The sequence below is a fragment of the Xanthomonas arboricola genome (assembly GCF_002940665.1).
GTDB classification, from domain to species: Bacteria; Pseudomonadota; Gammaproteobacteria; order Xanthomonadales; family Xanthomonadaceae; genus Xanthomonas; species Xanthomonas arboricola_B.
Genome location: NZ_MIGY01000001.1, coordinates 1304768 through 1320711, shown reverse-complemented (window position 1 = coordinate 1320711; position 15944 = coordinate 1304768). Strand labels below are relative to the sequence as shown.

The following is a 15944-nucleotide window of genomic DNA, read 5'->3' as shown; positions in this document are numbered from 1 at the left end:
GGTTTGACCGCTGCTCTAAGCCCGCGGCCGCAACACCAGCAAGGTGATCGTTCCGGCCACCAGGCCCCAGAACGAGGCGCCGATCCCGCCCAGCGTCAGCCCCGATGCGGTCACCAGGAAGGTGACCAAGGCCGCTTCGCGCTCGCTGTCCCGCTGCAAGGCCGCCGCCAGGCTGTTGCCGATCGTGCCCAGCAACGCGATCCCGGCGATGGCCATCACCAGCTCGCGCGGAAAGGCCGCAAACACCGCCGCCACGGTCGCGCCGAACACGCCGATCAGCACATAGAACACGCCTGCGCTCACCGCGGCGGTGTAACGCCGCGCCGGATCCTCGTGCGCCTCGCGGCCCATGCAGATCGCTGCGGTGATTGCCGCCAGGTTCAAGGCATAGCCACCGAACGGCGCCAGCAGCGTATTGACCACCCCGATCCAGCCGATCGTCGGCGAGATCGGCACCGCATAGCCGGAAGCGCGGATCACCGCCACGCCCGGCACGTTCTGCGAGGCCATGGTGACCACGAACAACGGAATCGCCAGCCCGAACAACGCCGCCCACGACAACGACGGCACCACCAGCACCGGCTGGGCGAGGTCAAGCTGCACGCTCTTCCACTGCATCAACCCGCTGCCGGCCGCAATCGCCATGCCGACCAGCAAGGCCGCAATCACCGCATAGCGCGCTAACCAGTGTCGCCCGGCCAGATAGGCCGCCAGCATCGCCAGTGCCAGCCACACCTGGCTCTGCATCGCCACGAACAGGTCCAGGCCGAAGCGCAACAGCACTCCGGCCAGCATGCCCGAGGCCAGCGAGATCGGAATGCGCCGGATTGCCTTCTCAAATAACCCCGAGAAGCCGGCCAGCATGCCAAGCACCGCCGCCAGCACAAACGCACCGACCGCCTCGCCCAGCGGCACCCCGGCCGCGCTGCCGATCAACATCGCCGCACCCGGCGTGGACCAGGCGGTTACCACCGGCACCCGGTAGCGCAGCGACAGGCCGATGCAGGTCACGCCCATGCCGATCCCGAGCGCCCACATCCACGAAGCGATCTGCGCCTGGTCCGCCCCCAGGTGACGCGCCGCCTCGAACACGATCACCGCAGAACTGGCAAAGCCCACCAACACCGTGACAAAGCCCGCGGCAATCGCAGGCAGGGACAGGTCGCGTAGCAGGCTGCGGGAGGGAGACATTGGGAGCTCGCTATCTAGTGCATGCATTCTTACCGAGCGCGCCGATGATCGATAGCGCAGCACCTTGCGTGGTCGGCTCTCTATCGACGCTCTTGTTGTCCTGCCTGGAAAGCACGACGTCGCTGCAATGCGGGCACACGGTCCCATGACCTTGATAGAGAGAGCAGGCCGGATACACCGCAAAGTGCGTGGAATCAGGCCCCGCGCATGGACGCAATGACGTCCGTGTCATGCCAGTGTCAAAAAATGCTTGCACTCCTGCGCAGTCTCGATAAACTGCGCGGCCTCGCTCAGGACGGCGGCGCTTCTCGAAGCACCGCAACAACGAACGGGGGCGAATCGGAAACATCACAAGGTGTTGACGAAACGAAAAAGCCGGCTATGATGAGCGGCTCGCTACACGGAAAGACGCTACGGCGGATTGAGGTGCAGCGGCGGCAACTTCCTCTTCACGAGGGGTTGACGAAGATGAAAAGCCTGCTAATATGGCCGGCTCGCTTCGCAGAAAACCTTCGGGTCGAAACGAAGCAGCGTCAATCGCCTCGAAATGAGGTGTTGACGGCAAGAAAAAGTCCGCTATAATGGGCGGCTCGCTTCGACGGAAACGACGAAGCTGACGGGAACGGCGCTGAGGCCACTTCCCAATGTTCTTTGACAGTGTGCGCAGGTAATTTGTGCGGACGCCTGCAGGAAGGATGATTGTCCATCTTGCAGACGTTTAATCAAAATGCAACATATTAATTGCTTTGCAAGCGATAAGTTGCCAGTGGTTGAACTTCTGCAGCTAAAGTAATTTGCCTTCGGGCATGTAATTTTAAGTGAAGAGTTTGATCCTGGCTCAGAGTGAACGCTGGCGGCAGGCCTAACACATGCAAGTCGAACGGCAGCACAGTAAGAGCTTGCTCTTATGGGTGGCGAGTGGCGGACGGGTGAGGAATACATCGGAATCTACTCTTTCGTGGGGGATAACGTAGGGAAACTTACGCTAATACCGCATACGACCTACGGGTGAAAGCGGAGGACCTTCGGGCTTCGCGCGATTGAATGAGCCGATGTCGGATTAGCTAGTTGGCGGGGTAAAGGCCCACCAAGGCGACGATCCGTAGCTGGTCTGAGAGGATGATCAGCCACACTGGAACTGAGACACGGTCCAGACTCCTACGGGAGGCAGCAGTGGGGAATATTGGACAATGGGCGCAAGCCTGATCCAGCCATGCCGCGTGGGTGAAGAAGGCCTTCGGGTTGTAAAGCCCTTTTGTTGGGAAAGAAAAGCAGTCGGTTAATACCCGATTGTTCTGACGGTACCCAAAGAATAAGCACCGGCTAACTTCGTGCCAGCAGCCGCGGTAATACGAAGGGTGCAAGCGTTACTCGGAATTACTGGGCGTAAAGCGTGCGTAGGTGGTGGTTTAAGTCTGTTGTGAAAGCCCTGGGCTCAACCTGGGAATTGCAGTGGATACTGGGTCACTAGAGTGTGGTAGAGGGTAGCGGAATTCCCGGTGTAGCAGTGAAATGCGTAGAGATCGGGAGGAACATCCGTGGCGAAGGCGGCTACCTGGACCAACACTGACACTGAGGCACGAAAGCGTGGGGAGCAAACAGGATTAGATACCCTGGTAGTCCACGCCCTAAACGATGCGAACTGGATGTTGGGTGCAATTTGGCACGCAGTATCGAAGCTAACGCGTTAAGTTCGCCGCCTGGGGAGTACGGTCGCAAGACTGAAACTCAAAGGAATTGACGGGGGCCCGCACAAGCGGTGGAGTATGTGGTTTAATTCGATGCAACGCGAAGAACCTTACCTGGTCTTGACATCCACGGAACTTTCCAGAGATGGATTGGTGCCTTCGGGAACCGTGAGACAGGTGCTGCATGGCTGTCGTCAGCTCGTGTCGTGAGATGTTGGGTTAAGTCCCGCAACGAGCGCAACCCTTGTCCTTAGTTGCCAGCACGTAATGGTGGGAACTCTAAGGAGACCGCCGGTGACAAACCGGAGGAAGGTGGGGATGACGTCAAGTCATCATGGCCCTTACGACCAGGGCTACACACGTACTACAATGGTAAGGACAGAGGGCTGCAAACCCGCGAGGGTAAGCCAATCCCAGAAACCCTATCTCAGTCCGGATTGGAGTCTGCAACTCGACTCCATGAAGTCGGAATCGCTAGTAATCGCAGATCAGCATTGCTGCGGTGAATACGTTCCCGGGCCTTGTACACACCGCCCGTCACACCATGGGAGTTTGTTGCACCAGAAGCAGGTAGCTTAACCTTCGGGAGGGCGCTTGCCACGGTGTGGCCGATGACTGGGGTGAAGTCGTAACAAGGTAGCCGTATCGGAAGGTGCGGCTGGATCACCTCCTTTTGAGCATGACGTCATCGTCTTGCGGGCGTCCTCACAAATTACCTGCATTCAGAGATTCATACCGGCACAGGCTGGTATGCGAAGTCCCTTTTGGGGCCTTAGCTCAGCTGGGAGAGCGCCTGCTTTGCAAGCAGGGGGTCGTCGGTTCGATCCCGACAGGCTCCACCATAGTGAGTGAAAAGACTTCGGGTCTGTAGCTCAGGTGGTTAGAGCGCACCCCTGATAAGGGTGAGGTCGGTAGTTCGAGTCTACCCAGACCCACCACTCTGAATGTAGTGCACACTTAAGAATTTATATGGATCAGCGTTGAGGCTGATACATGTTCTTTTATAACTTGTGACGTAGCGAGCGTTTGAGATATCTATCTAAACGTGTCGTTGAGGCTAAGGCGGGGACTTCGAGTCCCTAAATAATTGAGTCGTATGTTCGCGTTGGTGGCTTTGTACCCCACACAACACGGCATGTAGCTCCGAGGCAACTTGGGGTTATATGGTCAAGCGAATAAGCGCACACGGTGGATGCCTAGGCGGTCAGAGGCGATGAAGGACGTGGTAGCCTGCGAAAAGTGTCGGGGAGCTGGCAACAAGCTTTGATCCGGCAATATCCGAATGGGGAAACCCACTGCTTCGGCAGTATCCTGCAGTGAATTCATAGCTGCTGGAAGCGAACCCGGTGAACTGAAATATCTAAGTAACCGGAGGAAAAGAAATCAACCGAGATTCCCTAAGTAGTGACGAGCGAACGGGGAGCAGCCCTTAAGCTGGAATGGCTTTAGAAAAACAATCTGGAAAGATTGGCCATAGAAGGTGATAGCCCTGTATTTAAAAGGGCCACTCCAGTGAAGACGAGTAGGGCGGGGCACGTGAAACCCTGTCTGAATATGGGGGGACCATCCTCCAAGGCTAAATACTCCTGACCGACCGATAGTGAACCAGTACCGTGAGGGAAAGGCGAAAAGAACCCCGGAGAGGGGAGTGAAATAGATCCTGAAACCGTGTGCGTACAAGCAGTAGGAGCTCGCAAGAGTGACTGCGTACCTTTTGTATAATGGGTCAGCGACTTACTGTTCGTGGCAAGCTTAACCGTATAGGGGAGGCGAAGGGAAACCGAGTCTGATAAGGGCGCATAGTCGCGGGCAGTAGACCCGAAACCGGGTGATCTAGTCATGGCCAGGGTGAAGGTGCCGTAACAGGTACTGGAGGCCCGAACCCACGTCTGTTGCAAAAGACGGGGATGAGCTGTGATTAGGAGTGAAAAGCTAATCGAACCCGGAGATAGCTGGTTCTCCTCGAAAGCTATTTAGGTAGCGCCTCGGACGAATACTACTGGGGGTAGAGCACTGTTATGGCTAGGGGGTCATCGCGACTTACCAAACCATTGCAAACTCCGAATACCAGTACGTACTATCCGGGAGACACACGGCGGGTGCTAACGTCCGTCGTGAAAAGGGAAACAACCCAGACCCACAGCTAAGGTCCCAAATTCACTGCTAAGTGGAAAACGATGTGGAAAGGCATAGACAGCCAGGAGGTTGGCTTAGAAGCAGCCACCCTTTAAAGAAAGCGTAATAGCTCACTGGTCGAGTCGGTCTGCGCGGAAGATTTAACGGGGCTAAGCAGTGAACCGAAGCTTGGGGTGCATAAAACTTGTTTTATGCGCGGTAGAGGAGCGTTCCGTAAGCCTGCGAAGGTGGATTGAGAAGTCTGCTGGAGGTATCGGAAGTGCGAATGCTGACATGAGTAACGATAATGCGGGTGAAAAGCCCGCACGCCGAAAGCCCAAGGTTTCCTTGCGCAACGTTAATCGACGCAGGGTTAGTCGGTCCCTAAGGCGAGGGCGAAAGCCGTAGTCGATGGGAAGCAGGTTAATATTCCTGCACCTCGCGTGAGTGCGATGGAGGGACGGAGAAGGTTAGGTGTACCGGGCGTTGGTTGTCCCGGGGAAAGGCGGTAGGTTTGGATCTTTGGCAAATCCGGGATCCTTTAAGACCGAGCACCGAGACGAGCCTTTATGGCGAAGTCACTGATACCACGCTTCCAGGAAAAGCTCCTAAGCTTCAGCTCACGAAGACCGTACCGTAAACCGACACAGGTGGGTAGGATGAGAATTCTCAGGCGCTTGAGAGAACTCGGGTGAAGGAACTAGGCAACATGGCACCGTAACTTCGGGAGAAGGTGCACCCTTTTTGGTGGCTCATGCGAGCTATAGCTGAAGAGGGTCGCAGAAACCAGGCCGCTGCGACTGTTTATCAAAAACACAGCACTCTGCAAACACGAAAGTGGACGTATAGGGTGTGACGCCTGCCCGGTGCTGGAAGGTTAATTGATGGGGTCAGCCGCAAGGCGAAGCTCTTGATCGAAGCCCCAGTAAACGGCGGCCGTAACTATAACGGTCCTAAGGTAGCGAAATTCCTTGTCGGGTAAGTTCCGACCTGCACGAATGGCGTAACGACAGCGGCGCTGTCTCCACCCGAGACTCAGTGAAATTGAAATCGCTGTGAAGATGCAGCGTTCCCGTGGCAAGACGGAAAGACCCCGTGAACCTTTACTATAGCTTTACACTGAACGTTGAGTTCGTCTGTGTAGGATAGGTGGGAGGCTATGAAACTGTGGCGCTAGCTGCAGTGGAGCCATCCTTGAAATACCACCCTGTCGTGCTTGACGTTCTAACCTAGATCCGTTATCCGGATCAGGGACCGTGTATGGTGGGTAGTTTGACTGGGGCGGTCTCCTCCTAAAGAGTAACGGAGGAGCACGAAGGTACGCTCAGCGCGGTCGGACATCGCGCACTGTGTGCAAAGGCATAAGCGTGCTTGACTGCAAGATCGACGGATCAAGCAGGTACGAAAGTAGGTCTTAGTGATCCGGTGGTTCTGTATGGAAGGGCCATCGCTCAACGGATAAAAGGTACTCCGGGGATAACAGGCTGATACCGCCCAAGAGTTCATATCGACGGCGGTGTTTGGCACCTCGATGTCGGCTCATCACATCCTGGGGCTGTAGTCGGTCCCAAGGGTATGGCTGTTCGCCATTTAAAGTGGTACGCGAGCTGGGTTCAGAACGTCGTGAGACAGTTCGGTCCCTATCTGCCATGGGCGTTGGAAGTTTGAGAGGGGCTGCTCCTAGTACGAGAGGACCGGAGTGGACGAACCTCTGGTGTTCCGGTTGTCACGCCAGTGGCATTGCCGGGTAGCTATGTTCGGAAGCGATAACCGCTGAAAGCATCTAAGCGGGAAGCGCGCCTCAAGATGAGACTTCCCGGGGCACAAGCCCCCTAAAGGAACCATATAGACTATGTGGTTGATAGGTCAGGTGTGTAAGTACAGCAATGTATTGAGCTAACTGATACTAATGATCCGTGCGGCTTGACCATATAACCTCAAGTTGCCTTGGTCCCAACGAACGTTGGTAGATCACCAAACGCAAGCTACGTCACAAGTTACCTATGCGAGACGAGCGCTGTGAAGCGCTGCTCCAACCGTCTCCCTGGTGAAATTAGCGCTGTGGAACCACCCGATCCCATCCCGAACTCGGAAGTGAAACGCAGCTGCGCCGATGGTAGTGTGGCTCAAGCCATGCGAGAGTAGGTCATCGCCAGGGGCTTTACCCGAAACCCTCCATCCAACAGGATGGGGGGTTTCTTTTTGCGCGACATTTAAGCCAACTGGCTAAAGCCAGAACCAGAACCAGAACCAGAACCAGAACCAGAGCTAAAGCCAGGGCTAAAGCCAAGCCAAAGGCAGAGCCGAAGCCAAGTAGCGCCAGGGCAATCGGGCACTCGGACGCTCCAGGCGCATCCTTGGCACCTTGCCACGGTGTGATCTGGGGCTCATCGACACGTAACGCAGCACCTGACGCGTCGGTTACGGTCCAAGGTTGAGCTTCTTTCTCACCTCTGTCCCCTGACTTTCGCGTCGATGCCGAGAGGTGGGTGCTGGCAGCGATGCTGTTGTGTAGCAATGACCTACCGCTTACTTCTGCGCAATGCAGATGTACGGGCACAGCACCTTATGCGGATATCTGGGCACAACAAAAAACCCCGCGATGCGGGGTTCTTGTTTTCCTCAGCAAGCCAAGAGATGGCCTGAAATGGTTTGGGCTGGATCTCAGTCGCCCAGTGTCAGAAGCGAGGCATTGCCGCCTGCGGCTGTTGTGTTGACGGTAACGACCTTCTCGGTAGCGAAGCGCAGCAGGTAATGCGGGCCGCCGGCTTTCGGGCCGGTGCCTGACAGGCCCTGGCCACCGAAAGGTTGTACGCCGACGACCGCACCGATCTGATTGCGGTTGACGTAGACGTTACCCACCGCAACGCGGGCGGTGATGCGATCGATGGTCTCGTCGATGCGCGAGTGCACGCCCAGGGTCAGTCCGTAACCGGTGGCGTTGATCTGATCGATGACGGCGTCGAGTTGGTCGGCTTTCCAGCGAATGACATGCAGGACGGGGCCGAAAATCTCACGCTGCAGCTGCGCGAGCGAGGCTAGCTCGTATGCACGTGGGGCGAAAAAGTTGCCGTTGGCAGTGGCTGGATCTGGGGTGGTGGTGCCGATCAGGCGCGCTTCGCGATCCATGCGCGTCGCATGATCGTCGAGGATCTTGAGCGCATCTGAATCGATCACGGGGCCAACGTCGGTGGACAATAGGGCAGGATCGCCGACCTTCAGCTCTCCCATGGCGCCGGCCAGCATGGTCATGACCTTGTCGGCGATATCGTCCTGCACGAACAGCACGCGGGCTGCCGAGCAGCGTTGGCCGGCAGACATGAAAGCGCTGGAGATCGCATCCTTGACGACAGCTTCCGGCAACGAGGACGAGTCGGCGATGAAGGCGTTCTGGCCACCGGTTTCGGCGATCAGCACGCCGATCGCGGCGTCGCGCGCGGCCAGGGTCCGGTTGATGACGCGTGCGGTCTCCGTGGAGCCGGTGAAGGCGACGCCCGCCACACGCGGGTCATTGGTCAGCGCAGCGCCGACGGTGGCGCCGTCGCCCGGCAGGAACTGCACGACCGCCTCGGGGATGCCCGCTTCGTGCAGTAGCTTCACTGCTGCGTAGCCAATCAGGTTGGTCTGCTCTGCAGGCTTGGCGATGACGCTGTTGCCGGCGGCCAATGCGGCGGCGACCTGGCCGAGGAAGATGGCGAGCGGGAAGTTCCAGGGGCTGATGCAGACGAATACGCCGCGGCCATGCAGCTGCAACTCGTTGGATTCGCCGGTTGGCCCTGGCAGACGCTCGGGCGCGCCGAACTGGGCGCGCGCCTGGCCGGCGTAGTAACGCAAGAAGTCGACCGCCTCGCGCACCTCGGCCACGGCGTCGGGCAGGGTCTTGCCGGCCTCCTTGACGCAGATCGCCATGAACTCGGGCATGCGTGTCTCGAGCAGGTCGGCGGCATGCTCCAGGATGGTGGCGCGGCTGGCGGCAGGCGTGCGGTTCCAGGCCGGCTGCGCGGCAGCAGCGGTGGCCAGAGACGTCTGCACGATGGCCGGACCGGCCGGCTGCCACTGCCCGACCGTTTCGCGTCGGTCCGCCGGATTGAGCACCGCCTCGCTGGGCGTGCTGATCACCGCGCCGGGCACCAGCGGGCCGGCCTTCCATGGCTTGATGGCGGCATTGAGTTGCTCGGCCAGCTGCCGCAGATCGTTGTCGTTGGCGAGATTGGCGCCCATGGAGTTTTTCCTGTGTTGGTTCTGGCTGCGCAACAGATCGGTCGGCAGCGGAATCTTGGGGTGCGGAATGGAGCCGAACGAGGACACCGCTTCGACCGGATCGCGGATCAGGTCTTCGATGGCGACGTCCTCGTCGGTGATGCGATTGACGAAGCTGGAATTGGCGCCGTTCTCGAGCAGGCGACGCACCAGGTACGGCAGCAGATCTTCGTGTGAGCCGACCGGTGCGTACACGCGGCAGGGCAGTCCCAGGCGATCGGCCGGGATCACTTCGGCATACAGGTCATCGCCCATGCCGTGCAGCTTCTGGTGTTCGTAATGCTTGGTCGTCGCGATCGCGCTTACCGCCGCGATGGTCTGCGCGTTGTGCGTGGCGAACATTGGATACAGCGCATCGCTGTGCGCGAACATGCGACGCGCGCAAGCCAGATACGACACGTCGGTATTCTGCTTGCGGGTAAAGACCGGGTAGCCGGGGTGGCCTTCGATCTGTGCGCGCTTGATCTCCGCGTCCCAGTACGCGCCCTTGACCAGGCGCACCGGAATGCGACGACCGACGCGGCGTGCCAGATCGGCGAGAAAATCGATCGTGTACGGCGTGCGCTTCTGATATGCCTGCACCGCCAAACCATAGCCTTCCCATCCATCCAGCGATGGGTCGGAGAACGTGGCCTCGATGATGTCCAGCGACAGTTCCAGACGGTCGGCTTCTTCGGCGTCGACGGTGTAGCCGATACCGTAGGACTTGGCCAGTTGCGCCAGCTCCAGTACACCCGGCACCAGCTCGGCCATCACGCGTGCGCGCTTGGCATGTTCGTAGCGCGGATACAGTGCGGACAATTTGATCGAGATGCTGGGCGCGGCAAATACATCGGTGCCGACGAAACTGCCGCTGCGGCCGATCGCATGGATGGCATCGCGGTACGCCTGCAGATAGCGCTGCGCATCTTTCATGGTCAATGCGCCTTCGCCGAGCATGTCGAACGAATAGCGGTAATCGGCGTTGTCGCCCTTGCGCGAGCGCGACAGGGCTTCACCGATGGTACGGCCCATGACGAACTGGTGGCCCATGATCTTCATCGCCTGGCGCACGGCCAGACGAATCACCGGCTCGCCGACGCGGCCTATCAGGCGCTTGAACGCGCCCGGCACGTCGGCGCGGGTGAGGTCATTGAGTTGTACCAGCTTGCCGGTGAGCATCAGACCCCAGGTCGATGCGTTGACCAGCACCGAGTCGCTGCCGCCGACGTGTTTTTTCCAGTCCGCATCGCCGAGCTTGTCGCGGATCAGCTTGTCTGCGGTGTCCTGGTCGGGAATACGCAACAGCGCTTCGGCCACGCACATCAGCAGTACGCCTTCTTCGCTGCCCAGGTCGTACTGGCGCATGAAGGCCTCGATCGCGCCCTGGTCCTGCGCACGTGCGCGGACGCGGGTGACCAGATCGGCGGCCACCGCCTGCACCCTGGCCTGTTCGGCGGCGGGCAGACGCGCCTGGTCGAGCAATTCGCGGACGTGTTCGGTTTCGTCCTTGAGCCAGGCGGCAGTGATCGCCGCACGCAATGCGCCGGGTGCGGCAGGCAGCTCGGGCGCCAGCAGCGGGCGCGCAACTGAGGGAGAGGCAAGCGGGTCGAGCTGAGCGTTCATGCGAAGGGTGCCTGGGAATCCGTGCTCATTCTAGAGAGCCGCAGCCCCTGCGCACTTGTGTGGAAGCGGCAACTTTTCTGCCGTTTTGTGCACGTGGCCGGCGCAGCCCCGAACGGACCCGATCGTTGCCGGCCGCAGCCGCGGGTATCGGCACATGCATCGGGAAGTGGTTGATTTATGCGTGTTTTTAGCTGCACTGCAGCAATTGATCGATTGCCGGAAACGCTTGCCGCATGCGTTCGTGCGGGTCTACCATCGGGCCATTCCCGCAGTGCGCTGCGTGCTGCCAATGATCGAAGTTCTGCCGTTGATGTCCGAAGGGGTCGGGACGCAGTTGCAGTTGCGGCCTCCGCGGGCATTGTCGGCCAGGCAATTCGTGCAGCTGTTCGCAGTATTGGCCGGAACGATGTGGGTATGTGCGGGCCTGGGGTGGTGGACCGGCAATGCATTCGCGCCGGTGTTCGCCCTGTTGCACAGTGGTGTGGTGGCGCTGGCGCTACGGCAGTTGTGGCGAAGCGGCGAGCGCGAAGAAGCGATCCGGATAGGCGAGACCGTTGTCGAGGTGTTTCCGTCCGGACAGGCGCCACCAGCGTTTCAGGCACATCCGCATTGGGTGCGGTTATGCATGGAACGCGACGACAGGGTGGTGCTGGTCAGCAGCGGCAAGCAGATCGAGATCGGAAGTTTTCTCGGGCCGGCCGAACGTGTGGAACTGGCAACGACGTTGAAACGCTTGCTCGCGGCCGCCAATGGCCGTCACCGATGACGTAAGGGTCTAGGCAATGACGCAACGCAGCAGCTGGAAGGCGACGTATTCGAAGTTGGCTTTGGCAATTCTGGCGCTGCCCAGCGCTTCAGGTGCCTGGGCGCAATCGGCCGACCCAAAGGAATGGCAGCTCAACATGGGCCGCGGGGTCACCCAGACCGCGCGCATGGCCTACGAGGCGCACATGGTGGCGCTGTGGGTCTGCGTGGTGATCGGCGCGCTGGTGTTCGGTGCGATGGGCTATGCGATCTTCAAGTTCCGCAAGTCCAAGGGCGCGGTGGCCGCGCAATTCAGCCACAACACCACGGCCGAAGTGCTGTGGACGGTGATCCCGGTGCTGGTGCTGATCGCGATGGCCTGGCCGGCGACGGCCAAGCTGATTGCGATGTACGACACCCGCGAGTCGGAAATGACCGTCAAGGTCACCGGCTACCAGTGGATGTGGAAATACGAGTATCTGGGCCAGGGCGTGGAGTTCACCAGCCGGCTGGCGCGTGAATCGGACCGCATCCGCCAGAGTGGCGAGCGTCCGACCGCTGCATCGCAACCGCATTATCTGCTGGATGTGGACAACCGCCTGGTGCTGCCGGTCAACACCAAGATCCGTTTCGTGATCACCGCCGACGACGTGATTCATGCGTGGTGGGTGCCGGCCCTTGGCTGGAAGCAGGACGCGATCCCCGGCATCGTCAACGAGGCATGGACCAATATCGAGCAGCCGGGCGTGTATCGCGGGCAGTGTGCCGAGTTGTGCGGCAAGGATCATGGCTTCATGCCGATCGTGGTGGAAGCGCTGCCCAAGGCCGAATTCCAGCGCTGGCTGGCGGCCCGTCGCAGTGCCAGCGCAGCGCCTGCCGCACCGCCCGGCACCCCGGCGCCGGCGTCCACACCTGCAGCACCGCCTGCCGGCGAGGCCGCTCCAGCCGCAGCGCCTGCTCCGGCCGCCGCACCGACCGCCGCTCCTTAATCGCCCGCAACCGCACCGCTTCGTAGAGGTCGTTCCGTCATGGCGCATACCGCAGTCGATCACCACGGACACCACCAGCCCGGTTTCGTCGAGCGCTGGTTTTTCTCGACCAATCACAAGGACATCGGCACGCTGTACCTGCTGTTTTCCTTCGTGATGTTCATCATCGGCGCGGCGATGAGCGTGGTGATCCGCGCCGAACTGATGCAGCCCGGGCTGCAGTTCGTCAAACCCGAGTTCTTCAACCAGATGACCACCGTGCATGCCCTGGTGATGATCTTCGGCGGAGTGATGCCGGCCTTCGTCGGGCTGGCCAACTGGATGATTCCGCTGCAGATCGGCGCGCCGGACATGGCGTTGCCGCGTATGAACAACTGGTCGTTCTGGTTGCTGCCGGTGGCATTTACCTTGCTGCTGCTGACGCTGTTCCTGCCCGGCGGTGCGCCGGCCGGCGGCTGGACGCTGTATCCGCCGCTGTCGCTGCAGGGCGGCTACAACGTGGCCTTCAGCGTATTTGCGATCCATGTTGCCGGCGTCAGTTCGATCATGGGTGCGATCAACATCATCGCCACCGTGCTCAACATGCGTGCGCCGGGCATCGATTTGCTGAAGATGCCGATCTTCTGCTGGGCGTGGCTGATTACCGCGTTCCTGCTGATCGCGGTCATGCCGGTGCTGGCCGGCGCGGTGACCATGCTGTTGACCGACAAGTTCTTCGGCACCAGCTTTTTCAATGCGGCCGGCGGCGGCGACCCGGTGATGTACCAGCACATCTTCTGGTTCTTCGGGCATCCGGAGGTCTACATCATGATCCTGCCGGCGTTCGGCGTGGTCAGCGAGATCATCCCGACCTTCAGCCGCAAGCCGCTGTTCGGCTATCAGGCGATGGTCTATGCGATTGCGGCGATCGCGTTCCTGAGCTTCATCGTGTGGGCGCACCACATGTTCACCGTGGGCATGCCGCTCGGTGGCGAAATCTACTTCATGTTTGCCACGATGCTGATCTCCATCCCGACCGGGGTGAAGGTGTTCAACTGGGTCAGCACGATGTGGAAGGGCTCGCTGACGTTCGAGTCGCCGATGCTGTGGGCGGTGGCGTTCGTGATTCTCTTCAGCATCGGTGGATTTTCGGGCCTGATGCTGGCGATCGTGCCGGCGGATTTCCAGTATCACGACACCTATTTTGTGGTCGCGCATTTCCATTATGTGCTGGTCACCGGTGCGGTGTTCGCGCTGATTGCGGCGGTTTACTACTGGTGGCCGAAGTGGACCGGGCGGATGTACAACGAGACCTGGGCCAAGTTCCATTTCTGGTGGACGATGGTGTTCGTCAATCTGCTGTTCTTCCCGCAGCATTTCCTCGGCCTGGCCGGCATGCCGCGGCGGATTCCCGATTACAACGTGGTGTTTGCCGACTGGAACCTGATCAGCTCGATCGGCGCGTTCGGCATGTTCGCCACGCCGTTCCTGATGGCCGGCATCCTGTTCGCCTCGCTGCGCAGCGGGGCCAGGGCCGACGCACGTGCCTGGGAAGGCGCCAAGGGACTGGAGTGGACGGTGCCGTCGCCGGCGCCGGCGCATACCTTCACCGTGCCGCCGGTGATCAAGCCTGGAGATCTTGCGCATGAAGACATCGGTCACTGAGTCCGCGCCGCCGGCTGTGGCACGTCTGCTCTCCGCTGCCGAACGGCAGGCGCAACAGCGTCGCGCGGTGCGCCGCACGGCGATCACGGTCGGCATCATCGCGCTGCTGATCTATGCCGGTTTCATCGCGTCGGGAGTCATCGGGCGGTGAACGCGCGGGCGCCCGCACCTGCACCGACGGCCGGCTTGTTCAAGCTGCTGGGCGTGGTGTTGGGCGTGTTCGTGCTGACCTTTTCGCTGGTGCCGCTGTACCGCATCGCGTGCGAAAAAGTATTCGGCATCCGCATGGAGCGCGCACCGGGCAATACGCGTGGCAATGCCGCTGCGATTGCAGGGGCTGGCAAACGCACGGTGCGGGTGGAGTTCGATGCCGGGGTCAATTCCAAACTGCCGTGGACCTTCCATCCCGAGCAGATGACGATGGATGTGGTGCCGGGCGAACTCAACGAGGCGCTGTACTTCGCACGCAACGACAGCGCGCGGGCAGTGGTCGGCAGCGCGGTGCCTTCGGTGGCGCCAGCGCGGGCATCGGGGTATTTCAACAAGACCGAATGCTTCTGTTTTACCGCGCAGACCTTGCAGGCCGGCGAAACGCGCGACATGCCGCTGCGTTTCATCGTCGACCCTGCACTGCCGCCGGAAGTCACCACGATCACCCTGTCCTATACGTTCTATCGCAACGACACCCTGACCTCGGAGTTGCAGGGCGGTGGCGCATCCAGCGCGCCGCGCGCGGCGCCTTGATCCTTCATCCACACGCAGCACCGACACGGAAGCAACGCCATGGCCGACCATAGTCCCAACGCCGATGCGTATTTCGTCCCGAGCCAGAGCAAGTGGCCCTTCGTCGGGTCGATTGCGATGTTCGTGATGATGATCGGCGTGGCCAGCTGGCTCAACGATGCGGCATGGGGGCGCTCGACGTTCTTTGTCGGCATGGCGATGTTGCTGGCGACCTTGTTCATGTGGTTTGGCGATGTCATCCGCGAATCCAACGCCGGGCACTACAACCGCCAGGTGGACGGCTCCTTCCGCATGGGGATGGTGTGGTTCATCTTTTCCGAGGTGATGTTCTTCTGCGCCTTCTTCGGTGCGTTGTTCTACACGCGTGTGCTGACCCTTCCCTGGCTGGGCGGCGAAGGCGATGGCGTGATGACCAACGAGCTGCTGTGGAACGGCTATTCCGCTGCGTGGCCGACCAACGGTCCCGGCACGATCGGTGGGCAATTCCAGACCATCCCGGCCTGGGGCCTGCCGCTGATCAATACGCTGATCCTGCTCAGCTCCGGCGTCACCTTGACCATCGCGCATCACGCGCTCAAGGGCGGCCGTCGCGGCGCGCTATTGCTGTGGCTGGGCCTGACCGTGCTGCTGGGCTGCGTGTTCCTGTTCCTGCAGGCCGAGGAATACATCCACGCCTATACCGAGCTCAATCTGACGCTGGGATCGGGCATCTACGGCTCGACCTTCTTCATGCTCACCGGTTTCCACGGCATGCACGTGCTGCTGGGCACGATCATGCTGGCGGTGATGTGGCTGCGGGTGGCGCGCGGGCACTTCACCCGCGACAACCACTTCGCCTTCGAAGCGGCGGCCTGGTACTGGCACTTCGTCGACGTGGTGTGGCTGGCGTTGTTCCTGTTCGTGTATGTGCTTTGAGGGCGGGCATTGGGGAGTCGGGATTGGGGATTCGCTAGAGCGATCCGCG

8 protein-coding genes, 2 tRNA genes and 3 rRNA genes are annotated in these 15944 nt (G+C 60.3%); 11 read left to right on the top strand and 2 right to left on the bottom strand.

Translation table 11 applies throughout. The features are described from left to right. Positions 1-15: 15 nt before the first annotated feature. A complete protein-coding gene (locus XarjCFBP7645_RS05800; RefSeq protein ID WP_104536532.1) occupies positions 16-1191 on the bottom strand; it encodes a benzoate/H(+) symporter BenE family transporter in 1176 nt (391 codons plus the stop codon). Between the two features lie 815 nt (positions 1192-2006). On the opposite strand from XarjCFBP7645_RS05800, the gene XarjCFBP7645_RS05795 reads away from it, so the two are divergent. The 5 genes from XarjCFBP7645_RS05795 (at position 2007) to rrf (ending at position 7152) form a co-directional block, all read left to right on the top strand. After that, a 16S ribosomal RNA gene (locus tag XarjCFBP7645_RS05795) occupies positions 2007-3553 on the top strand. 92 nt (positions 3554-3645) lie between these two features. Then, positions 3646-3721, top strand: a tRNA-Ala gene (locus tag XarjCFBP7645_RS05790). A 19-nt stretch (positions 3722-3740) separates the two neighbouring features. After that, a tRNA-Ile gene (locus XarjCFBP7645_RS05785) sits at positions 3741-3817 on the top strand. 227 nt (positions 3818-4044) lie between these two features. After that, positions 4045-6925 (top strand): 23S ribosomal RNA (locus XarjCFBP7645_RS05780). 112 nt (positions 6926-7037) lie between these two features. After that, positions 7038-7152: ribosomal RNA gene (rrf, locus tag XarjCFBP7645_RS05775) — 5S ribosomal RNA — on the top strand. Together the 16S, 23S and 5S rRNA genes with 2 tRNA genes alongside form the textbook arrangement of a ribosomal RNA operon. Positions 7153-7658: 506 nt before the next feature. Here rrf and putA read toward each other — a convergent pair. Further along, a complete protein-coding gene (putA, locus tag XarjCFBP7645_RS05770) occupies positions 7659-10859 on the bottom strand; it encodes a bifunctional proline dehydrogenase/L-glutamate gamma-semialdehyde dehydrogenase PutA (RefSeq protein WP_104536531.1) in 3201 nt (1066 codons plus the stop codon). 289 nt (positions 10860-11148) lie between these two features. On the opposite strand from putA, the gene XarjCFBP7645_RS05765 reads away from it, so the two are divergent. The 6 genes from XarjCFBP7645_RS05765 to XarjCFBP7645_RS05740 are packed head-to-tail and all read left to right on the top strand — an operon-like array spanning position 11149 to position 15895. Then, positions 11149-11625, top strand: coding sequence for a DUF2244 domain-containing protein (locus XarjCFBP7645_RS05765; protein WP_104536530.1), 477 nt, complete (start codon positions 11149-11151; stop codon positions 11623-11625). 16 nt (positions 11626-11641) lie between these two features. After that, positions 11642-12592, top strand: a complete 951-nt coding sequence (gene coxB, locus XarjCFBP7645_RS05760) for a cytochrome c oxidase subunit II (protein ID WP_104536529.1) — start codon at positions 11642-11644, stop codon at positions 12590-12592. Between the two features lie 39 nt (positions 12593-12631). Then, positions 12632-14236 carry a cytochrome c oxidase subunit I gene (gene ctaD, locus XarjCFBP7645_RS05755; protein ID WP_104536528.1) on the top strand — a complete coding sequence of 535 codons (1605 nt, stop codon included), beginning with the start codon at positions 12632-12634 and terminating at the stop codon, positions 14234-14236. Next, positions 14217-14387, top strand: a complete 171-nt coding sequence (locus XarjCFBP7645_RS05750) for a hypothetical protein (protein ID WP_024938846.1) — start codon at positions 14217-14219, stop codon at positions 14385-14387. Before ctaD ends, XarjCFBP7645_RS05750 begins: the two co-directional genes overlap by 20 nt. Next, a complete protein-coding gene (locus XarjCFBP7645_RS05745; RefSeq protein ID WP_104536527.1) occupies positions 14384-14980 on the top strand; it encodes a cytochrome c oxidase assembly protein in 597 nt (198 codons plus the stop codon). The genes XarjCFBP7645_RS05750 and XarjCFBP7645_RS05745 overlap by 4 nt, the downstream gene beginning before the upstream one ends. 39 nt (positions 14981-15019) lie before the next feature. Further along, entirely contained in the window at positions 15020-15895 is an 876-nt protein-coding gene (locus XarjCFBP7645_RS05740) for a cytochrome c oxidase subunit 3 (RefSeq protein WP_104536526.1), read from the top strand. Positions 15896-15944: the final 49 nt, after the last annotated feature.

Bases quoted from the DNA above. Each gene is read 5' to 3' on its own strand.
- ctaD (WP_104536528.1), top strand. From the start codon at position 12,632: ATGGCGCATACCGCAGTCGATCACCACGGACACCACCAGCCCGGTTTC.
- putA (WP_104536531.1), bottom strand. From the start codon at position 10,859: ATGAACGCTCAGCTCGACCCGCTTGCCTCTCCCTCAGTTGCGCGCCCG.
- coxB (WP_104536529.1), top strand. From the start codon at position 11,642: ATGACGCAACGCAGCAGCTGGAAGGCGACGTATTCGAAGTTGGCTTTG.
- XarjCFBP7645_RS05765 (WP_104536530.1), top strand. From the start codon at position 11,149: ATGATCGAAGTTCTGCCGTTGATGTCCGAAGGGGTCGGGACGCAGTTG.
- XarjCFBP7645_RS05740 (WP_104536526.1), top strand. From the start codon at position 15,020: ATGGCCGACCATAGTCCCAACGCCGATGCGTATTTCGTCCCGAGCCAG.
- XarjCFBP7645_RS05800 (WP_104536532.1), bottom strand. From the start codon at position 1,191: ATGTCTCCCTCCCGCAGCCTGCTACGCGACCTGTCCCTGCCTGCGATT.
- XarjCFBP7645_RS05750 (WP_024938846.1), top strand. From the start codon at position 14,217: ATGAAGACATCGGTCACTGAGTCCGCGCCGCCGGCTGTGGCACGTCTG.